This window comes from Actinophytocola sp. (genome assembly GCF_035634895.1).
In the GTDB taxonomy this organism is placed as follows: domain Bacteria; phylum Actinomycetota; class Actinomycetes; order Mycobacteriales; family Pseudonocardiaceae; genus Actinophytocola.
The window spans coordinates 35,269-56,080 of the sequence record NZ_DASQCC010000146.1 but is presented as its reverse complement, the minus strand read 5'-3'; the positions used below and the strand labels follow the sequence as shown (position 1 = coordinate 56,080).

The 20,812-nt window shown below is 71.5% G+C and carries 22 protein-coding genes; 7 read left to right on the top strand and 15 right to left on the bottom strand.

From position 1 onward, the window contains the following. The 4 genes from VET29_RS21740 to mraZ form a co-directional block, all read right to left on the bottom strand. Positions 1-232 (bottom strand): hypothetical protein (locus VET29_RS21740; protein WP_324923341.1); only part of this gene is annotated, 232 nt, incomplete at its 3' end. A 387-nt stretch (positions 233-619) separates the two neighbouring features. Next, positions 620-1,270: a septum formation initiator gene (locus tag VET29_RS21735; RefSeq protein WP_324923339.1), complete on the bottom strand. Its 651-nt coding sequence runs from the start codon at positions 1,268-1,270 to the stop codon at positions 620-622. Continuing rightward, a complete protein-coding gene (gene rsmH, locus VET29_RS21730; RefSeq protein WP_324923337.1) occupies positions 1,267-2,214 on the bottom strand; it encodes a 16S rRNA (cytosine(1402)-N(4))-methyltransferase RsmH in 948 nt (315 codons plus the stop codon). Before rsmH ends, VET29_RS21735 begins: the two co-directional genes overlap by 4 nt. A gap of 154 nt (positions 2,215-2,368) precedes the next feature. Further along, on the bottom strand, positions 2,369-2,800 hold the full coding sequence (gene mraZ / locus VET29_RS21725) for a division/cell wall cluster transcriptional repressor MraZ (protein WP_324923334.1): 432 nt from the start codon (positions 2,798-2,800) through the stop codon (positions 2,369-2,371). A 668-nt stretch (positions 2,801-3,468) separates the two neighbouring features. Here mraZ and VET29_RS21720 point away from each other — a divergent pair. From VET29_RS21720 to VET29_RS21710, 3 genes are read left to right on the top strand one after another with little or no spacing between them, the layout of a single operon-like run. After that, positions 3,469-4,398, top strand: a complete 930-nt coding sequence (locus VET29_RS21720; RefSeq protein ID WP_324923349.1) for a MoxR family ATPase — start codon at positions 3,469-3,471, stop codon at positions 4,396-4,398. Between the two features lie 17 nt (positions 4,399-4,415). Then, positions 4,416-5,666: a DUF58 domain-containing protein gene (locus tag VET29_RS21715; RefSeq protein WP_324923348.1), complete on the top strand. Its 1,251-nt coding sequence runs from the start codon at positions 4,416-4,418 to the stop codon at positions 5,664-5,666. Between the two features lie 17 nt (positions 5,667-5,683). Further along, positions 5,684-8,137, top strand: coding sequence for a DUF3488 and transglutaminase-like domain-containing protein (locus VET29_RS21710; RefSeq protein ID WP_324923332.1), 2,454 nt, complete (start codon positions 5,684-5,686; stop codon positions 8,135-8,137). Between the two features lie 154 nt (positions 8,138-8,291). On the opposite strand, the gene VET29_RS21705 is transcribed toward VET29_RS21710, so the two are convergent. After that, entirely contained in the window at positions 8,292-8,813 is a 522-nt protein-coding gene (locus VET29_RS21705; protein WP_324923330.1) for a GNAT family N-acetyltransferase, read from the bottom strand. Between VET29_RS21705 and VET29_RS21700 the strand changes: the two genes are divergently transcribed. Next, a complete protein-coding gene (locus VET29_RS21700) occupies positions 8,812-9,399 on the top strand; it encodes a helix-turn-helix domain-containing protein (protein WP_414636559.1) in 588 nt (195 codons plus the stop codon). The two genes, VET29_RS21705 and VET29_RS21700, sit on opposite strands and share 2 nt — an antisense overlap. Here the strand turns inward: VET29_RS21700 and VET29_RS21695 are convergent. Next, positions 9,396-10,967 (bottom strand): aldehyde dehydrogenase family protein, encoded by a 1,572-nt coding sequence (locus VET29_RS21695; protein WP_324923326.1) that lies wholly within the window; start codon positions 10,965-10,967, stop codon positions 9,396-9,398. The genes VET29_RS21700 and VET29_RS21695 overlap by 4 nt on opposite strands. A 146-nt stretch (positions 10,968-11,113) precedes the next feature. After that, positions 11,114-11,515 carry a DUF3040 domain-containing protein gene (locus VET29_RS21690; RefSeq protein WP_324923324.1) on the bottom strand — a complete coding sequence of 134 codons (402 nt, stop codon included), beginning with the start codon at positions 11,513-11,515 and terminating at the stop codon, positions 11,114-11,116. A 215-nt stretch (positions 11,516-11,730) separates the two neighbouring features. Between VET29_RS21690 and VET29_RS21685 the strand changes: the two genes are divergently transcribed. Both VET29_RS21685 and VET29_RS21680 read left to right on the top strand, forming a co-directional pair. Next, entirely contained in the window at positions 11,731-12,741 is a 1,011-nt protein-coding gene (locus tag VET29_RS21685) for a PHP domain-containing protein (RefSeq protein ID WP_324923322.1), read from the top strand. Between the two features lie 94 nt (positions 12,742-12,835). Further along, on the top strand, positions 12,836-13,546 hold the full coding sequence (locus VET29_RS21680) for a Sir2 family NAD-dependent protein deacetylase (RefSeq protein ID WP_324923347.1): 711 nt from the start codon (positions 12,836-12,838) through the stop codon (positions 13,544-13,546). On the opposite strand, the gene VET29_RS21675 is transcribed toward VET29_RS21680, so the two are convergent. Continuing rightward, entirely contained in the window at positions 13,539-13,922 is a 384-nt protein-coding gene (locus VET29_RS21675) for a hypothetical protein (RefSeq protein WP_324923320.1), read from the bottom strand. The two genes, VET29_RS21680 and VET29_RS21675, sit on opposite strands and share 8 nt — an antisense overlap. Positions 13,923-13,967: 45 nt before the next feature. Between VET29_RS21675 and VET29_RS21670 the strand changes: the two genes are divergently transcribed. Continuing rightward, positions 13,968-14,834 carry a DUF1707 domain-containing protein gene (locus VET29_RS21670; RefSeq protein WP_324923318.1) on the top strand — a complete coding sequence of 289 codons (867 nt, stop codon included), beginning with the start codon at positions 13,968-13,970 and terminating at the stop codon, positions 14,832-14,834. Here the strand turns inward: VET29_RS21670 and VET29_RS21665 are convergent. The 7 genes from VET29_RS21665 to VET29_RS21635 all read right to left on the bottom strand — a co-directional run bounded on the left by VET29_RS21665 (position 14,821) and on the right by VET29_RS21635 (position 20,782). Continuing rightward, positions 14,821-15,120 (bottom strand): hypothetical protein, encoded by a 300-nt coding sequence (locus tag VET29_RS21665; RefSeq protein WP_324923315.1) that lies wholly within the window; start codon positions 15,118-15,120, stop codon positions 14,821-14,823. The genes VET29_RS21670 and VET29_RS21665 overlap by 14 nt on opposite strands. Next, positions 15,117-16,349: a hypothetical protein gene (locus tag VET29_RS21660; protein ID WP_324923313.1), complete on the bottom strand. Its 1,233-nt coding sequence runs from the start codon at positions 16,347-16,349 to the stop codon at positions 15,117-15,119. Before VET29_RS21660 ends, VET29_RS21665 begins: the two co-directional genes overlap by 4 nt. Continuing rightward, positions 16,342-16,656, bottom strand: coding sequence for a hypothetical protein (locus tag VET29_RS21655; protein WP_324923311.1), 315 nt, complete (start codon positions 16,654-16,656; stop codon positions 16,342-16,344). The genes VET29_RS21660 and VET29_RS21655 overlap by 8 nt, the downstream gene beginning before the upstream one ends. Positions 16,657-16,667: 11 nt before the next feature. Further along, complete coding sequence (locus VET29_RS21650) at positions 16,668-17,150, bottom strand: YbaB/EbfC family nucleoid-associated protein (protein ID WP_324923308.1); 483 nt, start codon at positions 17,148-17,150, stop codon at positions 16,668-16,670. Continuing rightward, positions 17,147-17,755, bottom strand: coding sequence for a hypothetical protein (locus tag VET29_RS21645; RefSeq protein ID WP_324923306.1), 609 nt, complete (start codon positions 17,753-17,755; stop codon positions 17,147-17,149). Before VET29_RS21645 ends, VET29_RS21650 begins: the two co-directional genes overlap by 4 nt. 64 nt (positions 17,756-17,819) lie before the next feature. Next, a complete protein-coding gene (locus VET29_RS21640) occupies positions 17,820-19,085 on the bottom strand; it encodes a DNA polymerase IV (RefSeq protein WP_324923304.1) in 1,266 nt (421 codons plus the stop codon). Between the two features lie 830 nt (positions 19,086-19,915). Further along, the gene (locus VET29_RS21635; protein ID WP_324923302.1) at positions 19,916-20,782 is read right to left on the bottom strand and encodes a ParA family protein; all 867 of its coding nucleotides are present in this window, start codon (positions 20,780-20,782) and stop codon (positions 19,916-19,918) included. Positions 20,783-20,812: the final 30 nt, after the last annotated feature.

Below are 20,812 nucleotides of genomic sequence, written 5' to 3'. Positions count from 1 at the left end.
AGCCGATCCAGCCCGCCTTGCCGGCCCAACCCGCCTTGCCGATCCAGCCCGCCTCGCCGATCCAGCCCGCCTCGCCGGCCCAGCCCGCCATGCCGGCCCAACCCACCTTGCCGATCCAGCCGGCCTCGCCGGCCCAGCTCGCCTTGCCGGCCCAACCCGCCTTGCCGGCCCAACCCGCCTTGCCGATCCAGCCCGCCTCGCCGGCCCAACCCGCCTTGCCGGCGAGCGTCATCGCGGGCCGACCAGCGCTCTGGTCGGCTGGCGTGCTCGGACCCCAACTCCCCTTCCCGCGGAAGTGTCTCGCCCGCCCGCACACGCGGCCCGAAGTTGTCCACAGCCGACCCGTGTTCGGGTCGGCTGTGGACGGTGTGATCGGTCCGGGGCCAACCCCCGGGCTCCTCGTGGCGCGTGAATGTCCCCTTCGCTCGCACTCCTCGGGTGAAAGTTATCCACAGCCCTGGCTGACCAGGGGTTTCGTCGGTGCCCCCCGATAAAATGGGACCGGGGCCGGCCCCCGGGTCGGGTGGGGGCTGCCCACGTACTGGGCGCGACCTGGGAAAACGCCTGTTTCCGCAGGTCAGCGGCCTGGGGACGGGCGCCTGCCGTACGGTCGCGTGCATCAGCCGGCTCCCTGCCCGGCGCCGGTCTGCTGGCCGCCCGCGGGTGGCTGCGTGCCGCCGCCCGATGTCTGGTCACCCGTCTGGTCACCCGTCTGGTCACCCGTCTGGCCGTTCGGCGGTGGGGTCGTCGAGGTCGTGCCGGCCGGTGGTGGCGTCGACGGCGGTGCCTGCACCGGGGTGGGCTCACCGACCAGCACGACCGTTCCGTCGGGTTGGACGATCAGCCTTGCCGGGTCGCCGGCCGGGACCATGCCCATGGCCTTCGCGCGCTCGGCCAGGGACGCCGCCGACTCCTGCTCCGTCACCTCGCGCTGGAGCTGCGCGGCCTGCTCGGCCAGCCGGTCGGCCTCCTGCTTGACCTGCTCCAACCGGTACGAGTCCGCGATCGCCTGGGTCGACAGCCACAGCGTCGCCGCCACGCCGACCGTCAGCACCACGATGATCAGGACCACGAACGACGCCCGGCCTGCTCCCCGGTCGAGGTCCTCCTCGACCGGCCGCTCGATGGGGCGGCCCTCCCGCTGCGCCCGGCGGGCGAAGGCACGCTGGGTCGCGGCCGTGCGGGAACGGGCCTGCACCCGGCGGGGCTCGGTGCGCGCCGGCGCCACCGCGGTGTCGGTAGCACGCGTCGGCTCGGTCTGGATAGTCACGCCGCCTCCAGAATCCGCTCGGCCGCACGCAACCGGACCGAGGCCGCCCGCGGGTTCTTCTCGATCTCCTGCTCGTCGGCCTGCTCCGCGCCGCGAGTCAGCAACCGCAGCTGGGGGCCGTGCCCCGGCAACTCCACCGGCACGCCGTCCGGCGTCCGGGACTTGGCCAGGGCCGTCAGTGCCTGCTTGACCAGCCGGTCCTCCAGTGACTGGTAGGACTCGACCACGATCCGCCCGCCCACCCGCAGTGCGGCCAGTGCGGCGGGCAGTGCGGCACCCAGCGCCGCCAGCTCGCCGTTCACCTCGATGCGCAGCGCCTGGAAGGTCCGCTTCGCCGGGTGGCCGCCGGTCCGCCTGGACGCCGCGGGCACCGCCTCGTACAGCAGCTCCACCAGCCGCCCGCTCGACGTGAACGGCGAACGCGCCCGCTCCCGCACGACCCGCTCGACGATCCGCTTCGCGAAGCGTTCCTCGCCGTACTCGCGCAGGATCCGGACCAGCTCGCCCGGCGGGTACGTGTTGAGCACCTCGGCGGCCGTCAGCTCGGCCGTCGGGTCCATCCGCATGTCCAGCGGCGCGTCCTGCGAGTACGCGAACCCCCTGGCCGCCACGTCCAGCTGCATCGACGACACGCCGAGATCCATCAGCACGCCGGCGACCGCCGGAATCCCCAGCTCCGACAACACTGCCGGCAGCTCGTCGTACACCGCGTGCACCAGGTGGACCCGGTCGCCGTGCGCGGCCAGGCGCGAGCGGGAACGCTCGAGCGCCGCCGGGTCCCGGTCGAGGCCGACGAGGACCAGCGCGGGGTGGGCGGCGAGGAGGGCGTCGGCATGGCCACCGAGCCCGAGGGTGCAGTCCACGAGGACGGCGTCCGGCATCGAGAGGGCCGGCTCGAACAACGCCAGCACCCGTTCGAGCAACACCGGAACGTGCTCGGACATGCCAAAGCCACCCCCTCTCCCGCCATAGATGTGACAAGCGGATGCCGCCAGGTCCCCGCCCGCTCGTCGCACCTGGCGCCGGGGAAGGTGTGCCAGGGTCGAAAGCGAGCGGAACGGAGGCCTCGCGACACCCGCGCCGTGCCCGGTTCTCCCGTCAGAACACGCCGGGCAGGACCTCCTCCCGGGCCTGGGAGTAGGCGTCCTCGTGTTCGTCCTGGTAGGTCTGCCACGCGTCCGCGTCCCAGATCTCCAGGCGGGTGACCGCACCGATGACCACGCACTCCTTGGTCAGCCCGGCATAGCGCCGCAGCTCCGGTGCGATCACGACCCGCCCCTGCCCGTCGGGACGCTGCTCGTCGGTGCCGGCGAACAGGTACCGCTGGAAGGCGCGGACCGACTCGTTCGTCAGGGGCGCCGCTGCCACCTTGCGTGCCATCTCCTCGAACTCGCCGCGGGGGAAGACGTAAAGACAGTGATCCTGTCCCTTGGTGACCATCAGCCCACCCGCGAGCGCGTCCCGGAACTTGGCAGGCAGCGTGAGCCGCCCCTTGTCGTCCAGTTTTGGGGTGTGCGTACCGAGAAACATCGGGGTCCGCACCTCCCCACCGGTCCGTACGGACCAGCCATGGAGCCCCCTTCCGCCCCACTAGCGGCCACCGTACCCCACTTTTCACCACAGTCAACGGCGAATGACGGGACTTTCGCGCCGCGCCGCGGACGTTTGCCCTGGTAAACGCGTAGGGGGGAAGGTGGGGGAGGATGGCGGGACTCCCCCGACCGGGTGCCTCCCGCGGCGACCAGAAGTGGTCGAACGGGCAACCGAACGGAGTCACTCGCGTCCATACAGGGCGCCGGGAGGGTCCGCGTGGGGCGATGTGGGGAAACCCCGTGGCGCCAAGTGGGGGGGAATCCGTCAGACCGGAACACTTACGCGCCGAAAGGCGTAGAAGATAGACAGTAGGACCCCCCGGGCGTACTCCTCTGATGTAACGGAGGAGCTGGGGAACTTCTCACAGGTTTGACACACTTCGTAGCAGGCTCCGTGCCGACGAAGTTCACAGGAGGTCGCGCGTGACGTCGAGTACCCCGCCATCGGCGCTGCCCGGTAGCCCCTATCCGGCGCACGGCGGCGACCCCTACGCTCAGCAGCTCTCGACCGGTGCTTCCCACCCCGCGGCCGAGCAGCACGCCACGAACAACAACCACTACCGGCACCCCGCGCCTCTCGAGGAGCTCGGCCAGGCCGCGCAGCGGATCGCCGCGAACGTCGAGCGGGTCCTGGTCGGCAAGCCGGAGGTCGTGCGGATCGCGCTCGTGACCCTGCTCGCCGAGGGGCACCTGCTGGTGGAGGACGTGCCGGGCGTCGGCAAGACCTCGCTGGCCAAGGCGCTCGCGCGGTCCATCGACTGCACGGTCAGCCGCATCCAGTTCACGCCGGACCTGCTGCCCTCCGACGTCACCGGCGTGTCGATCTTCAACCGGCAGACCAACGAGTTCGAGTTCCGGCCCGGCCCGGTCTTCGCGAACATCGTGGTCGGCGACGAGATCAACCGCGCCTCCCCCAAGACGCAGTCGGCGCTGCTCGAGTGCATGGAGGAGGAGCAGGTCACCGTCGACGGGACGACCTACCCACTCGAGGCGCCGTTCATGGTCATCGCGACCCAGAACCCGATCGAGATGGAGGGCACCTACGCCTTACCCGAGGCGCAGCGCGACCGGTTCACCGCCCGCGTGTCGATCGGCTACCCCGACCCCGCCGCCGAGCTGGCCATGGTCGACGAGCACGCCGGCCACAACCCGCTTGGCGACCTGCAGCCGGTGTCCCATGCCGACCAGGTCAAGAACCTGATCGGGACCGTGCGCTCGGTCAAGCTGTCCCCCGACATCCGCCGCTACGCCGTCGAGCTGGTCTCCACGACGCGGCGGCTGCCCGAGATCCGGATCGGCGCCTCGCCGCGGTCCACGCTGCACCTGGTGCGCGCGGCCCGGGCGCAGGCGGCGCTTTCCGGCCGGGACTTCGTGGTCCCCGACGACGTGCACGCGGTGGCCGTGCCGGTGCTCGCGCACCGGCTGGTGCTCACCCCGGAGGCCCAGGCCGGGCGCCGCGCCCCGGCCGACCTGATCCGCGCGCTGGTGCAACGGGTGCCGGTGCCGCAGCACGGCGCCGCCCGCGGGGCCAGGTAGCCCTCGTGGCGCGGCCGTTGAAGGGTGCGATGTCGGGCCTGACCACGCGGGGACGCTGTCTCCTCGCGGCGGGGCTCGCGGCCGCGCTGTGCTCGATCGTGTTGAACGAACGCGACCTGCTGCGCGTGTCGGTGTTCGTGGTGGCCCTGCCGATCCTCGTGTGCCTGATGACCGCGGTGGCGCGGGTAGGCCTGCACGCGCAGCGACAGATCGTCCCCATCCGCACCCCGGTCGCCGGGCGCGCCGAGGTGACCCTGCACATCACGTCGACCGGCCGGCTGCCGACGGGTGGGCTGCTGGTGTCCGACGGGGTGCCGTACTCGCTGGGCGGCAAGCCCCGGTTCGTCATCGAGCATCTCCCCCGACACACCGGGACCAGGCTGCGCTACCACGTCCAGCCGATGCTGCGTGGCATCCAGCAGTTGGGCCCGCTGAAGGCGACGATCACCGACCCGTTCGGGCTGGCCGAGTTCGAGCGTGAGCTGGCCGGCACGTCCCGGCTCGTCGTGGTGCCCCGCGTGGTGAAGCTGGTGGGCGTGCCGGGTGGTTCGGGGCTGGGCTCCGGCGACGACGGCTCGGTGCGGCTCAACGCCGGCCAGGGCGAGGACGACGCGATCGTGCGGCCGTACCGGCAGGGCGACGACCTGCGGAAGGTGCACTGGCGCTCGACCGCCAAGCGCGACGAGATGATGGTCCGGGTCGAGGAACGCCCCTGGCGTGGCGGTACGACCGTATTGCTCGACCACCGGGCACCCGCGCACACCGGGACCGGCGCGAACTCCAGCCTCGAGTGGGCGGTGTCCTTCGCCGCCAGCATCTGCCTGCACCTGCACCGCTACGGCCAGCGGATCCGGCTCGTCACCGAGTCGGGCGGGCAGATCGTGCGGGACTCCGGCGACGGCACGCACAGCGACAACGCGGTGCTCGACGCGCTGGCCGCGCTGCAGGCCTCGCCGTCGCCGAACATGGACAGCCACGGCGACCCGGCCGGCGGGCAGGAGCTGATCGCCATCCTCGGCGCCACCTCGCCCGAGGCTGTGTCGCAGCTGGTCAGCCAGCGCCCGCGGGGCACCCGCAGCCTCGCGGTGCTGCTGGACACCTCGGCCTGGGGTGAGGGCCAGACCACGGACCTCGACGGCGCCCTCGCACTGCTGCGCGGCGCGGGCTGGGGCGTGACGGTCGCCCGGCCGAACGTCCCGATGGCGGCGACGTGGGCCACCCTGTGCCGCACCCACGGCACCCGCGCCGACGCGGTCATCACCGGTTAGCAGGGGGATCTCCAAGGATGTCGACAGCCACCCCGACCAGGCCGCCCGCCGGCATGCCCAGCCCGCCTCCTCCCCCACCGCCGGGCGAGCTGACCTCCGCGCAGTGGTCCATGACCGTCACCCCGGTGGTCGCGGCCATCACGACGCTGTGCGCCTCGCTGGCGCTGTCCGGCGTGATCGACGGGCTGCGGTGGTGGGGGTACGCGGGCGTCGCGGTCACCGTGGTCACCGCGATCGGGCTCGGGCTACGGGCCATCCGCACGCCGGTCCTGCTGGTCGGCCTCGCGCAGATGTTCGCCGTCATGTGCCTGCTCGTCTCGCTGTTCACCGACAGCGGCGTCCTCGGTGTCCTCCCCGGCCCGTCCGCGATCCGCGAGCTGGGCACGGTGCTGGAGAACTCGATCGACGTCGTGCGGACCGGGGTGCCACCCGTGCCGGCGACCCAGGCCGTGCTGTGCCTCGTGGTGATCGCGATCGGGCTGGTGTCGGTCCTGGTGGACACGCTCGCGGTGTCCGCCGGCACACCCGCCGCGTCCGGGCTGGTGCTGCTGTGTGTCTACGCGGTGCCGGCGTCGCTGGCCGACGAGATGCTGCCGTGGTGGGCGTTCGTGCTCGGCGCGTTGTCGTTCGCCGCGCTGCTCGCGGTGGACGGCGCGCACCGGCACCAGCTGTGGCGCAACCGGCCGACGGTCCAGGGCACGAACGGCGGGCTCGGCGGTCCGACCGCGCTGGTGTCCGGCGCGGTGGCCATCGCGCTGCTGGCCGGCGCGACGGTGACGTGGATCGGCACGGTCGGTCAGCTGCCCGGTGGCAGCAACGGGTCCGGGCAGGGCGGGCTGGGGCTCAACCCGTTCACCTCGCTGCGCGGCATGCTCGACCAGCAGGGCAACGCCGAGCTGTTCCGGATCCGCGGCATGAAGGACGAGCCGCGGTACCTGCGGGCCATCACCCTGCCGACCTACGACAGGAGCTTCGGCTGGCGGCGGGACACCAGGGCGATGCCCGGCGGCCGGTCGCTCGCCGGGACGCTGGAATCTCCCGGCACCGACACCGACGCGAAGCTCACCGAGCTGACCTCGATCCAGATCGAGTCGATCAACTCGGCGGACTACTGGGCCCTCGTCGCCGGCACCCCGGTGCGGCTGACCGGCCTGCCCGACGACATGCGGTACGACGAGGGAAGCGGCATGGTCTACGGGCCGGAGTCCCGCACCCTCCCGATCTACACCGAGGACGCGGACCTCTCCGCGCCGACGCCGCAGGAGCTGTCCGGCCAGGGCCTGTTCAGCGCCAACCCCCAGATCCCGGACATCTACCTGCGCAAGGACGGCATCAGTCCCAAGGTCACCGACCTCGCGAACCGCCTCGCCGTCGGGAACACCACATACGACCGGGTGCTCGCCATCAAGGACTACTTCGACACCTCGAACGGCTTCCGGTACAACACGCAGACGGCGGTCGGCAGCGACGAGAGCGGGCTCGAGGACTTCCTGTTCAAGAGCAAGACCGGGTTCTGCGAGCAGTACGCGTCTGCGATGGCGATCCTGCTGCGGGCCGCGAACATCCCGTCCCGGGTCGCGATGGGGTACACGGCCGGCTACCAGAACGGCGAGTACCGGACGGTCACCACGCAGAACGCGCACGCGTGGGTCGAGGTGTTCTTCCCGGAGAGCGGCTGGGTCACGTTCGACCCGACGCCGCTGTCCGACGGCACGTCCTACGACCCGCCCTACCACTCCGGCGGCGCGCCGAGCGGCCCGGAGGACGACCCGCGGGAGCAGAACCAGTCCTCGTCCGCGGCGCCGGCGCCCAACGCCCCGACCACCACCGCCCAGAACGGCGACCAGGCCCAGGCCGGCGCCGGGGCCGGCGGCCAGCGGGACGACTCGCCGGCCGCGTGGGTGTGGTGGATGACGGTCGCGATCGTGCTGGCCGCGATCGGCACGTCGGTGGTCGCGGCGGCGAGTGGCCGGCAACCACGCAGACGGCGGATGCTGCTGCCGGCCGCGGTGGTCCTGTGGGGCTTCCTGCTGGTGTGCCTCGCGTCGCTGGTCTCGTGGTGGCTCTCCGCGCTCGTGGTGGTGCTGATGCTCGCCGCGGCACCGGGGATCGTCCGTGAGCGGCGACGCCTGTCGCACCGGCTCCAGGTGCACGGCGGCGGTCCGGAGGCGGCGTCGTCGGCGTGGTCGGAGCTGCTGGCCGAGTCCCGCGACCGCGGCATCGAGGTCGGCTCGACGGAGACCGTCCGCGTGGCCGCCCGCCGGATCGCCCGCGAGCACGACCTCGACGACGGCGGCAAGCGCGCCCTGCGCACGGTCGTCAGCGAGGTAGAACGCAGCTGGTACGGCGGCCAGGCCGAGCCGACCACAACCCTGGCCCCCGCCTACGACGACCTGATCGAGGGCATCCGCCGCAACTCTCCCCTCGGCTGGCGCGCCCGCGTCCTCCCCCGCTCGGTCCTACACCGCTAACCCGCGAGTCCCGCGTTCAGCCATAGCGAGTCCCGCGTTCGCACACATCGAGTTGCGGTTTCGTGCAGGTCCTGACCCGGACCGTGTGCACGAAAACGCAGTTCGGTATGTCTGAACGCGGGACTCGGTGTGTTTGAACGCGGGACTCGCGGGGTCAGGTGGGGGTGGGGGGTGGGGTTTGGGGGGTGGACAGGTGGCGTTGGGACCAGGTGACGTCGTGCCAGGTGTCGTGTTTCCAGCCGATGCGGCGGTAGGTGCCTACTGGTTCGAAGCCCAGGGCCTTGTGCAGGGCTTCGCTGGCGTCGTTCGGGAGGGTGACGCCGGCCGCCGCGGTCAGGTAGCCGCGGGCGGTGAGGCGGGTGAACAGCTCCTCGTAGAGGGCGCGGCCCGCGCCCGTGCGGCGGCGGCCCTGTTCGACGTAGACGCTCACCTCGCAGGACCACCGGTAGGCGGCGCGTGCCTTGAACGGGCCGCCGTAGGCGTAGCCGAGGACGTGGCCGTCCTCCTCGGCCACCAGCCACGCGTGGGTACGCCGCGACGCCGCGATCCTCGCCGCCATCTCGTCGACCGACGGGGGGTCCCACTCGAAGGTGATCGCCGTTTCGCGTACGTACGGCGCGTAGATCGCGACACATGCCGCGGCGTCTCCTGGTTCCGAGGCGTCCCTGATCAGCATGTCAAAGATAGTAGCCGTTACTGTTTACTATGTGACCGACCTGAGCAATGCGATAGCCACCACTCTCCGGCGTGCGCGGCAGGCTCGCGGCCTCTCCGGTGGCGCGCTGGCGGACCGGTCCGGCGTGTCACGGGCCATGATCAGCAAGATCGAGCGTGGCGAGACGCAGCCGACCGCCGTGCTGCTGTCGCGGCTGGCCGCGGCGTTGGGCATGACGCTTTCGGAGCTGGTCGCACGGGCCGAGCAGGACCAGGAACGACTGGCTCGCCGGGACGGGCAGCCCGTGTGGGTGGATCCGGAGACCGGGTACGTGCGGCGGGCGGTCTCCCCCGTGGCCGGCGGGCCGCTCGAACTGGTCGAGGTCGAGCTGCCCGCCGGCGCCGAGGTGGCTCAGCCGGCCGAGTCGTACACGCTGGCACACCACCAGATCTGGGTCCTCGCCGGCCGGCTGACCTTCCGCGAGGGCGACGTCGAGCACGACCTCGGCCCCGGCGACTGCCTACAGCTCGGCCCGCCGCAACCCTGCGCGTACGTGAACAGGAGCGACGGGCCGTGCCGCTACCTGGTAGTGCTCGGCAGGCGCTAGACCGCCGGGTAGCGGTTGTAGTCGGGGAAGTTGCCGTACAGCAGCTCGTCCTGCGGGCCCTGGGTGACCGCGTGGACCAGGTGCACACCTCCGACGAAGGCACCCTTCCACGAGCCGCCGCGGCCGCCGAAGGGCTCCTCGCGGTCGCCGCGGGAGCGGGGCTTGTTGATGCCGACCTTGAACGCCTGCACGTGCTCGGCCAGGTCGCTCGCCAGCTCGGGGTCGTCGCAGGCGATGGTCGCGACCAGGGCGCCGTTGGAGGCGTTCATCTGGGCCAGCAGCTCGGGCTTGGTGTCGACCACGACGACCGTGTCCACCGGGCCGAACGGCTCCTCGTGCATGAGCCGCGACGCGCCGGGCGGGGCCAGCAGCGTGGTCGGCGCGACGTACGCCGAGGTGTCCTGGCCCGGCAGGAACCGACCCTGGTCGAGCGAGCCCCGGTACAGCGGCACCGCGCCGTGGCGCAGGGCCTCCTCCACCCGCTTGCCGAGGTCACGGGCCTTGGCGGCGGAGATCAGCGACCCGAAGTCCAGCGTCGGCAGCTCCTGGCTCTCGTCGTCGGAGTCGACGGCGAGCGGGTGCCCGAACCTGATCGACTGCACGACCGGCAGGTACGTCGCGAGGAACGAGTCGACCAGCTCGCGCTGGACCACGAACCGCGGGTAGGCCGTGCAGCGTTGCTTGGCGTACTCGAAGCCCTTCTTCAGGTGCGCGCCGAGCGCCGCCCAGTCGGAGTACTCCCAGATGCCCCAGCAGTTCAGGCCCTCCTGCTCGAGCATGTGCCGCTTGCCGGTGTCGACCAGCTGGGCGGCGACCTTGCCGCCGTTGTCCCGGCCGCCGACGAACGCGAGCGCGCCGATCTCCATCGACCGCACGAGCGCCCCGGACAGCTTCGAGCCGTCACCGGACAGCAGCGTGACCGGCAGGCCCGCGTCGTTCATGAGCGCGTGCGCGACGGTCAGGCACACCGCGCCGCCCTGCGTCGGGGTCTTGGCGACCACCGCGTTGCCGGCCAGCAGCTGGACCAGCTCGGCGTGCACCAGGACCGACATCGGGTAGTTCCAGCTCGCGATGTTGCTGACCGGGCCGGACAGCGGCGCCCGCTCGAACGGGCGGCCGTGGGCGTCGGTCGCGAGCATCTCGTCGATGTTCTCGAGGTACCAGCGGACGCCGTCCAGTGCGCGGTCCACGTCCGCGCAGGCCAGCTTCCACGGCTTGCCGATCTCCCAGGCGAGGAGCAACGCGAGATCGTCCCGTGCGTCGGTCATCGCGTCGACGGCGGCGGTGACCCGCGCCTTGCGGTCGGCGAGCGGCACGTCGGCCCACGCGCGGTGCTGCTGGTGGGCGGCGGAGACCGCCTTCAGCGCGGTCGGTTCGTCGATCTTGGACAGCTGACCGATCGTGGACTGGTCGACCGGCGAGGTCATCGGCGACCGCTCGCCGCCGTCCTGCCACCGGCCTTCGTACAGGTTCCGCAGACGGTCACCGGCGAAGCCCTCGGGTGCCACCTGGGCGACCCGCTCCACCAGTCGGGTCCACTGTGCGTGCTCGGGGATGCGCAAAGCCACGACCAAACCTCCATCGCATGGACGAGATCCCGTCAACGATGGTTACCCGCGGCGTTGGAGAAGTCATCGAGTCTGCGTCGGACGTCACGCACACAAAGAGGGCCGGGTGCCCCTATCCGGGACACCCGACTCCCCTGTCCGACTGGTTAGGGCTCGTCTTCGAACCGCTTGCGGAAGCGGTCCTCCATACGCTGTGAGAACGAGCTTCGGCGCGCTTTGGGCGGGCCACCGCTCTCACCCTCCGCGGCGCCCTCCTCGCCCTCTCCGCCTCGTCGAATGGCGGAGAGCGTGAGCAGCGCACCAAAGAACATGACCAGGAAGCCGAGCAAGCTGACTACGGGAACACCGCCAGGCTTCAGCGGCAGGATGACTCCCAGGACCAGAAGCGCCACACCCAACACGAACAGCGCGATGCCCTGGAGGCGTCGACGCCGTGAGGGGCGGCGCAGCCGTGCACCCCGCACACTGGATGCGAACTTCGGATCCTCGGCGTAAAGCGCACGCTCAATCTGGTCGAGCAGTCGCTGCTCGTGCTCGGAGAGTGGCATCAGTTCCTCCTCCGGCACAGCGGTCGCGAGCGCCGGGCGATACGGGTCTTGGCCGCCGGACCCGGCGGGCGCCCCACGGTGGGGGCGTCACTCCCCAGGATACGAGCCATGAGCCTCCGCGACTACCCGATCCGGAATCATGGTCGTATGCATCCGCAAAACCCGGCCGTCCGTGAGTGTGTCACGAGGACACCAGGCCCTAGTCAGGTGGGCTGATGGACCCCACGACCGCACTCCGCCAGATCGCGTTCCTACTCGAACGTGTAGCGGAGCCCACACACAAGGTGCAGGCTTTCCGCCGCGCGGCGGCCGTCGTGGCCGGGCTCGGGGAGGGTGAACTGGCCGCCCGGGTGGCGGCCGGGACCCTCACCGCGCTGCCGTCGATCGGCCGGACGACCGCGGCGGTGATCACCGAGGCGGCCCACGGCGAGTCCCCCGCGTACCTCCAGCGGTTGCTGGCCGGCGGGCTGGCGCCGCTGGTTCCCGGGGGCGAGGACATGCGGGCCGCGCTGCGCGGCGACTGCCACACGCACTCGGACTGGTCGGACGGCGGCAGCCCCATCCGCGAGATGGCCGAGACGGCGAAGCTGCTCGGCCACGACTACCTGGTCCTGACCGACCACTCGCCGCGGCTGACGGTCGCGAACGGGCTGTCCGCGGAGCGGCTGCGGCGCCAGCTGGACGTGGTGGCCGAGCTGAACGACGAGCTGGCGCCGTTCCGGATCCTGACCGGCATCGAGGTCGACATCCTGGACAACGGCGCGCTGGACCAGGAGCCCTCGCTGCTGGCCGAGCTGGATGTGGTGGTGGGCAGCGTCCACTCCAAGCTGCGGATGCCCCACGCGGAGATGACCGAGCGCATGCTGGCCGCGGTGGCCGACCCGAACCTGGACGTCCTCGGCCACTGCACCGGGCGCAAGGTGCGTGGCAGGCCCCGCCCCGAGTCGGAGTTCGACGCGGAGAAGGTGTTCACGGCGTGCCGTGAGCACGGGAAGGCCGTGGAGATCAACTGCCGCCCGGACCGCCTGGACCCGCCACGGCGGTTGCTCAGCCTGGCCGTTGAGCTCGGCTGCGTCTTCACCATCGACACCGACGCCCACGCCCCGGGCCAGCTGGACTGGCTCCCCTACGGCTGCGAACGCGCGGAAGAATGCGGCGTCCCGCCCGACCGCGTGATCAACACGAGGTCCGTGGCAGAGGTCATGGCCTGGACCAGGCGCGGTTAGCCGGAGGCTCGTCGTACGCTGGCGGCGCCGGTGGTGATGGCGGAGGTGGCGGCTGGTGAGGGATCCGGACGACCTGGCGGACGGCGTCGCGGCCATGGCCGAGGCGAAGCGGATCGTCGTGCTGTCCGGCGCGGGCGTGTCGACGGAGTCGGGCATTCCGGACTTCCGTGGGCCCAACGGTCTGTGGACCCGCGACCCGAGCGCCGAGCGCATGTCCTCCTTCGCGGACTATCGCGACGATCCCGAGGTGCGCCGGCGTTCCTGGCGGTCCCGGCTCGCGCATCCCGCGTGGACGGCGGCGCCGAACGCCGCGCACCAGGCCCTGGTCTCGCTCGAGCGGTCCGGCCGGCTGGTCGCGCTGGTGACCCAGAACATCGACGGTCTGCACCAGCGGGCCGGCTCGGCGTCGGTGCTGGAGCTGCACGGCACCATGCACGAGACGGTGTGCCTGACCTGCGCGGACCGGCGGCCGATGCGTGCGGCCCTCGACCGGGTGGCGGCCGGCGAGGAGGACCCGCCGTGTGAGGTCTGCGGCGGCATCCTGAAGTCCGCGACCATCTCCTTCGGCCAGCCCCTGGACACGGACGTGCTGATGGCGGCCCGCGACGCCGTGCTGTCCTGCGACCTGATGCTGGCGGTGGGGAGCTCGCTGTCCGTGCAGCCGGCGGCGGGCCTGGTCGGGCTGGCGGCGCAGGCTGGCGCGACGGTGCTGATCTGCAACGCGTCGGAGACCCCGTACGACGGCCTGGCGACGGTCGTGCTGCGTGGCTCGCTGGGCGAGGTGCTGCCGGCGCTGGTCAGCTGACCCGCACGCCGGCGTCGCTCAGGGCCTCCTCGACCCGCAGCCGCTCGACCTCCCGGTCGAGGCCCTCGGCCAGCGCGTCGAGCCGGTGCGGCACGTCGACCGCCCGGCAGGCCTGGACCAGCAGGGCGTCGTACGCCTCCCGGGTGGCCCGCCTGCGCACCGCGGGTGTGCCGGGTGGGAACTCCTTCATGGTCCGGTGCACCCGCCGCAGGTCGGCGGCGAGCCGTTCGATGGGCGGGTGGGCGGGCTGCGGCCCCCGCCGCCTGCGCAGGCGGGCCCCGGCGGCGTCGACCGTCCTCGGCAACCGCAGCAGCAACCAGAACAGCGCGCTGGGCGCGATCACCGCGATCGCGAGCAACACCAGGTTGCCGGCCATGGATCCCGATTCTAGTGCGGGTTCCTCCCGGTAGCCTGGGTAGCCATGACGACGCGGGGGACGCCGTTGCCCGGACATGGCGAACCGGTGACACCAAGGCTGCGGAGGGCCGCGGCGTCGGCGCTCGAGACGCACGCCCGGGACCAGCGGCTGACGGCGGAGGAGCTGAGGGAGCGCAAGGCACTCGTCGCCGCGGCCACGCGTAACGCCGACATCGACGCGCTCTTCACGGACCTGCCACAGCCCCACCCGCGGTTCCGCGTGGAGACGATGACGGTCTGGGTCGTGGCGGCCGGGCTCGTGTGGTTTGGCGTCATCGTCACGTGGGCTCTCGCCGACAGCGAGCACGTCTGGTGGCCACTCGGCGTGGCCGCCGGGCTGTTCCTCGCGCTGATGACGATCAACGGCGAGGTCGTGGCGGATCGGGTGTGGAAGCTGCGGGAAAGCGAGCTGGAACGGCAGCGCGAGCAGCTGCGAAAGCGGCCGTTCGAGGAGTCCGGGCTGCGAATAGGAAAGGAGGAACGCCGGTCGGCGGCGACGGCGTTGATGGTGCACGCGGCGGCCGGCCTCGGCCTGGCGGCCTACCAGGAGAAGTACGACCGGCTCGCCGCGACCCGAACCCGCGGCGACCTGCGGGTACTGCTCGGCGACCTGCCGCCGCCGACCCCCGAGCTGGCCGAGACCGTCCTGTCCAGGGCGGCCGACAGGCCGCCGGCGGGCATGTTCGTCGGAGTCACCTGGTTGGTCGTGTTTCCCGGTCCGGGAGTGGCGATGACCGCGACGTGGCACCACGGCCAGTGGTACTGGTTGCTGGTGTGGTTCGCCGCCCTCGTGGCGTTGATCGTGATCCAGGTGCACCGTGGGCGGGCACAGCGCGCCGCACGGTTGGCGCGCGATGCTAGGGCTCGCTGAGCCCCGTCACCACCATCAGGTCGATCCGCTCGGCCGAGGCACGCAGTGCCGCAGCGGCCGCCTCCCCCATCGGTACGTGTGGGCCGTCGATCAGGCCGGCCAGTGTCTCCTCCCGAAAACGACGCAGCCGTTCGCGGACCGCCTCCCGCTCGTGCCCGGTGGTGCTCCGGAACTCGTCGAGCAGCTGAGTCCCGGTGTGCTGGAGGACCGCGCGGATCGCTCGCGAGTTGTACTCGTCGTCGACGAACGTCGGCAGGTCCGGGACTACCCACCGCCTTCTGGTCACGGCTCCTCCAGGTCGCCGGACACCCGGTGCGCGCCCTGCCCGCCCGCGAGGTAGCTCTCCTGTCCGTCCCGCGTCCGCGGCGAGTCGGCAGGCTGCCCCGGCGCGACCCCATGGCCGGGCTGGTCCGTCAGGTCCTCGTCGATCTCCGAGCCATAGGCCTTGCCGGTCTCCTTGACCGTCTCGTCGGAGACCTTCTGGGGCAGTTCCTGGACGGCCTTCCCCGCGGCGTGGCCCATCGCCCTCCCCAGCGGGCTGGCGAGCACGTCCTTGACCGCGTCGGCGGTGAACCCACGCGCGTAGTGCTGTGCGACGTCGGCCACGGTGTCGCCGAGGCTGTCCGAGTCCTTCGCGTACATGGCGGCGAAGGTGTGGCGGTCACGGAGGTTCTTCGCCGTCTTCTTCACCGCATCAACCGCATGCTGACCGAGACTGTTCGCGCCTTCCCTGACCGCCTTCATGCCGGACCTGAGCTGTGCCGGCAGGCCGCGCAGCTTCGTGAGGACGTCACCGAGGAGCTCCTTGGCGTTGGTCAGCGCCTTCCATGCCTTCCGCACCCAGTCGAGGATCCGTTGGCTGTAGCTCGCGGCGAGTTCGCCGGCCTCGGGGAGCGCCATCGGGGTGGTCGGAGGTGGGTACCGGGCGAGCAACGAGATGGTCCGGCCGACGAAGTCCGTGATCAGCTCGCGGACGATCGTCCGCACCACGGCCAGGACGGTCTTGCACATCGTCGTCACGGTCGAGATGGTCTTGGCCGAGTGCGACAGGCAGATGTACAGCTCGACGTGGTTCTCGCAGTACCCGCGGTACTTGTCGGCCGTGGCCCCCGCCCAGTCGCGGGTGTCGGTCCGGTAGTGCTCGTCGAGGTCCGTGGCGGCCCGGTGCAGTTCGTCGCCCACGCCGCTCCACGTGGCCGCCATCCTGTCGAGCTCGAGCTGGTCTCCGGTCAGCCAGTCGAGCGGCGCACGCAGCCAGCCGAAGTACTCGATCACCCAGCCGAGCCCCATGCTGATGAACTTGCCGAAGGGGTCTTCCCGGAACTCCTGGATGGACATGACACCGCCGGCGAAGTTGACGATGCCCTCTGCCCAGTTTCCGCTGAGCGCCTTGGTGTAGGTGTCGAAGAAGTCCTGGGCCATGCCGGCGCCCTCGAGCGCCGACCGGTCGGGGGCGGGGACCTGGACCGGTCCGGTCTCGTCCTGGACCTCGGCGACGCTGGTGTCGTCAGTCAAGGTCGGTCCTCTCCTCGAACGACTTCGCGCGGTACTCCTCGTGCCGGGACACGCTGTCGTGCCACTCGCCGACCTTCGTGATGTGCTCGGTGGTCGTGCCCACCGCCGACCGGAGGTGGTCGCCGCACTCGGCCTGCAGGTCGGTACACATCTCGGCGAGGAGGGTGCCCAGCTCGCCGAAGACCAGGGGGTTCGTCGAGTGGTATGCGGCATTCGACGCGGCGGTGACGTGGTCCAGGACGCCACCGAGGCGCTTCTGGTGCGCCGCCAGCTCGACGAGGTTGATCTCGACGTCGCCGTCAGGCATGTGAAGTCCCCTCAGCGCAGTAGGTTGCGGTCGTCGTAGTCGGGCTCGGCGTCGTTCGATGCCACCCGCTCACGACGTTCCGGACGGGGCTGTTCCTCCTCGGCCTGGGCACCGAGCCGAAGCACGGTGCGGCGGCGGGACTCGGCAGGGTCGACGGCGGGGTAGGCGGCTCGGTACTGGCGGGTCAGCTCGGCGAGGGTCTCCGCACCGGCGGCCGCACCGAGCCCGTCCTGAACGGCGTCCGCGATGCGGGACTGGGCGCGGCGGAGCGTCCGCAGGATGTCCTGGGCCAGCTCGGGACCGGCCTTGTCGCGGGGCGCGAGCCGCAGGTCGACGAGGTTGCCCGTGGAGTTGACGGTGACGGCGATGCGGCCGTCGGACGTGCGCTCGGTGACCCGGACGGCGGCGAGTCCGTCCCGGACGCGTTCGGCCCGCTGTCGGGCCTCGACCGCCTTCTTCTCGTAGTCGGCGAGCAGCTGCTCGGGATCGGTCATGGCAGCTCCCCATCGCTCGTGCGGCCGGCCCGGGCGAGCGCGGCGGCCGCGAGCCCGGTGACCTCCTCGGCGACGAGCCGCCACTCCGTCACCCGCCGCTCGGGAATGGCGGCGGTCACCAGCGGCGACGAGAACACCGCGACCTCGTCGATGAGCTGACGCAGCGTCTCCCGCCCCGTCGACGGCTCGTCGGCGCGCGCCTCCGCGATCACCTCCGCCGCCCGCTCCAACACGCTGCGCTGCAGCCTAGCTCTCTTCGCGCTGCTGAACTCCGGATCCGCGCACCACGACCGGTCGATGGCCAGGAAGTCGAGGAGCAGCCACGGCCGGGACATCTCCACCATGATCGCGGTTTCCTTCCGTGCCATCAGCTGAAGCCGGGAACTCGACGTCGCCACCAGGCCTTCCGCCCTGGTCATCGCATCCCGCAACACGCCCGTGAGCTCCCGGCGCGCGACGGCGAGCTCGACACCCGTCGCGACCGAGCACATCCGCTGCGCCGCGAACACTCGTTTCACGGAGCTCATCAACGCGGCGGACACCTCCCGGCGGCTCGGGCCCTCGACGGGTTCGGTGTCACGCCTGCGCCGAGCCAGCCAGCTCATGGCGCACCGGCCTCGGGTTCGGTCATCGCGCTCCCTCCATCCCGGGGACGGTAGCGCAACCGTGTCACCGTCGGTGGTTGGTCTGGTCGAATCTGTTACCGAGCAGGGACGCCGGGCGGATGGCGGCGCCGCCGAACTTGGCTCTGGCCTGGTCAGCGGCCTGATCGGCGTCCCGCCAGCCACGTTCCGGAGCGTCGAGCAGGAGTTGCTGGCCGCCGGCCGCCCCCTCCTCGAGCTGCTCCACGCGCACACCTATCAGCCGCACGGCACCCGGCGGCGTCTGCTCGTCCAGCAGGCGACAGGCGGTGCGGAAGATCTCCTGTGTGACGTCCGTGGCCACCGGCAGCGTGCGGGACCGGGTGATCGTCGTGAAGTCGCCGAAGCGAACCTTGATCGACACGGTGCGGCCACGAAGATCCCGGCGGCGCAGGGTGGCCGCCGTGCGTTCGGACAGCCGCAGCAGCTCCTGTTTGACGACGTCACGATCGGTCTGGTCGACCTCGAAGGTCTCCTCGGCACCCACCGACTTGTCGACCGACTCCGGCACCACGGCACGGTCGTCGTGACCGTTGGCCAGGGCGTGCAGGTGCTCGGCCGCCGCGACCCCGATGGCCTTGCGCAGCCGAGGCAAGGCCATCGCGGCCACGTCGGACACCCGGTTCAGCCCGATCCCGGACAGCCGCTCGGCGGTCTTCTTGCCGACACCCCACAGCGCCGACACCGGCAGCGGGTGGAGGAAGTCCAGGATGTCGGTCCTGGGCACCACGAGCATGCCGTCCGGCTTGGCGAGACCGGACGCCAACTTGGCCACGAACTTCGTCGACGACACACCGACCGAGCAGGTGATCCCCCAGTCGGCGGCGACCCGGACCCGGATCTGCTCGCCGATCTCGCCCGGGGTCATCCGCAAGCGCCGCAGAGCGCCGGCGACGTCGAGGAACGCCTCGTCCAGGCTGAGCGGCTCCACGAGCGGGGTGATCTCGCGGAAGATCGCCATCACGCCGGCCGAGGCCTCGGTGTACAGGGAGAACGTCGGCGGGAGGAACACGGCGCTCGGGCACAGACGCCGAGCATGCGCGGTGGGCATGGCCGACCGAACGCCGTACGTCCTGGCCAGGTAGTTGGCGGAGCTGACCACCCCACGCCCACCGGTCCCACCGACGACGACCGGCTTGTCGGCGAGCTCGGGCCGCTCACGGATCTCGACGGACGCGTAGAAGGCGTCCATGTCCACGTGCAGCACCGAGCAGCCGGTGTCATCCGGCCAGGCGCCGTCCTTCGCCTTGTAGCGGTCCACCAAACCGCGCGGCAGCTCCCCGCTCCGACCCATGGTGAGGAGCTAAGCAGACCGCACCGACAAACCCGCACATCGAGGACCCGCCGGCCACAAACCCGTCCGAACCCCCGCGAGGGGGCATGGCGATTGAGGTCCCGTTGCGCCAGAGGGCTGGCGGCCGTTCCACGAGCCCGCCGAGGCGTTCGTGGGTGTGCTCATCCGAGTTGGAGACGATCTTCACTGGTCGACCGTCGGTGGTGGTTGGGGAACCCGCGCCGAGGATGAGCCTTCGCCCACCCGCGCAGCCAGGCCCGCGACGCCGCATCCGGATGGGCCGACGTCGTGCTCGCCCGGCTCACGTCGCTGCGTCCACGGTGCTGACCGGTCACCTCGGCAAGCCAACCGCCACTCAGACCCAAGACGGTCATGCCCGGCGCTCCCGGTTCAGAAGTCTTCTCTCGCGATCTCCATCAAAGGAACCAATCGTTTGCGGCACCCCCTGCCCCGGCAAAGTCGCAGAACCAAGGTCAACGGTTGCGCGAAGGCCCGGGTCGGGTCTCCTCGACCCGGCGCGGCGGGTCGGCAACTCGGGAAGTCGTGGAACTTCATGCGTGCTTCGGTGCGCCGGGCCGGCCCGCAAGGGTCGATACACGAGCCGAATGCTGCCTTGAACCACAGGAACTCGACTTTGCCGGGGTCCTGCGCCGCCAGCCCCGACCCCGCTCCGCCCCTGGGAACCCACCCCGGGATACCGACCCCTGCGTACCGCCCCCAGGGAACCGTCCCCGCCCCCGGGAACCGCCCCCGAACCCGGCCTCAAGGACCTGCCCCGGGACTCAGCCCGGAACCCGATCCCGGCCCCAGGCAGGGCTGCCGCAGGTGCCTCAGCCGTCCGTGACTACTCGGTCGTCTTCGTCGATGTCGTCCTCGTTGGTTGTGCGGATCATCGGGCGGGGGCGGGGTCGGCCGGCGCTGCGCAGCACGCGGGCCAGCAACAGGTTCAGTGCCAGCGCCACCTCTCGGGAACCGGGGGTGCCCCAGGAGTGGATCGGCACGCACGCGCCCTGTGCCTGCTGCACGGCGAGGCGGTCCGGGAGTGCGACCGGCATGACCAGGTTGCCGAAGTGCTCCCGCAGCTCGGCGATCCGGTACTGGTGCTCGTACGACTGCGGCCGCACCCGGTTGACCACCACTCCTAGCGGCGACAGCTCCGGGTTGTGGTCCTCGGCCGCCTGCTCCACCGCCTCGAACGCACGCTGCGCGCCCGACACCGCGAACAGGGTCGGCTCGGTCACCAGCAGTGCGCCCTGCGCGGCGCGCAGGGCCGACTTCGTCAGCCTCCCGAGCGACGGTGGGCAGTCGAGCAGCACCAGCTTGTAGGGCAGGTCACCCTCCTCGGCCAGGTTCTTGACCTCCGCTAGCGCTCTGCTGAGCTTCTCGAGCCGTCTCGGGTCCGGGTCCGGGTCGTTGAGCAGCTCCAGGTCCTCCGACCCGACCAGGACGTCGACCTCCTCGCCCCAGCCGCTGCGGGCGATCGCGTCCCGGAGCACCGACGGCCGCGGCGTCTCCAGCACCTCGGCGAGGGTCGCCTTGGTGTCCTCCGGGTCGAGTGTGGCCGTCGCGTTGCACTGCGGGTCGAGGTCCACCACCAGGGTGCGCGCACCTCGCCGCTGCGCGGCCGAGGCCAGGCCGAGCACGATGGTCGTCTTACCGACACCACCCTTGAGGCTGAGCACCGCCACCGTTTGCACGCTATGCACCCTACGGGGCCTACGCTTTCG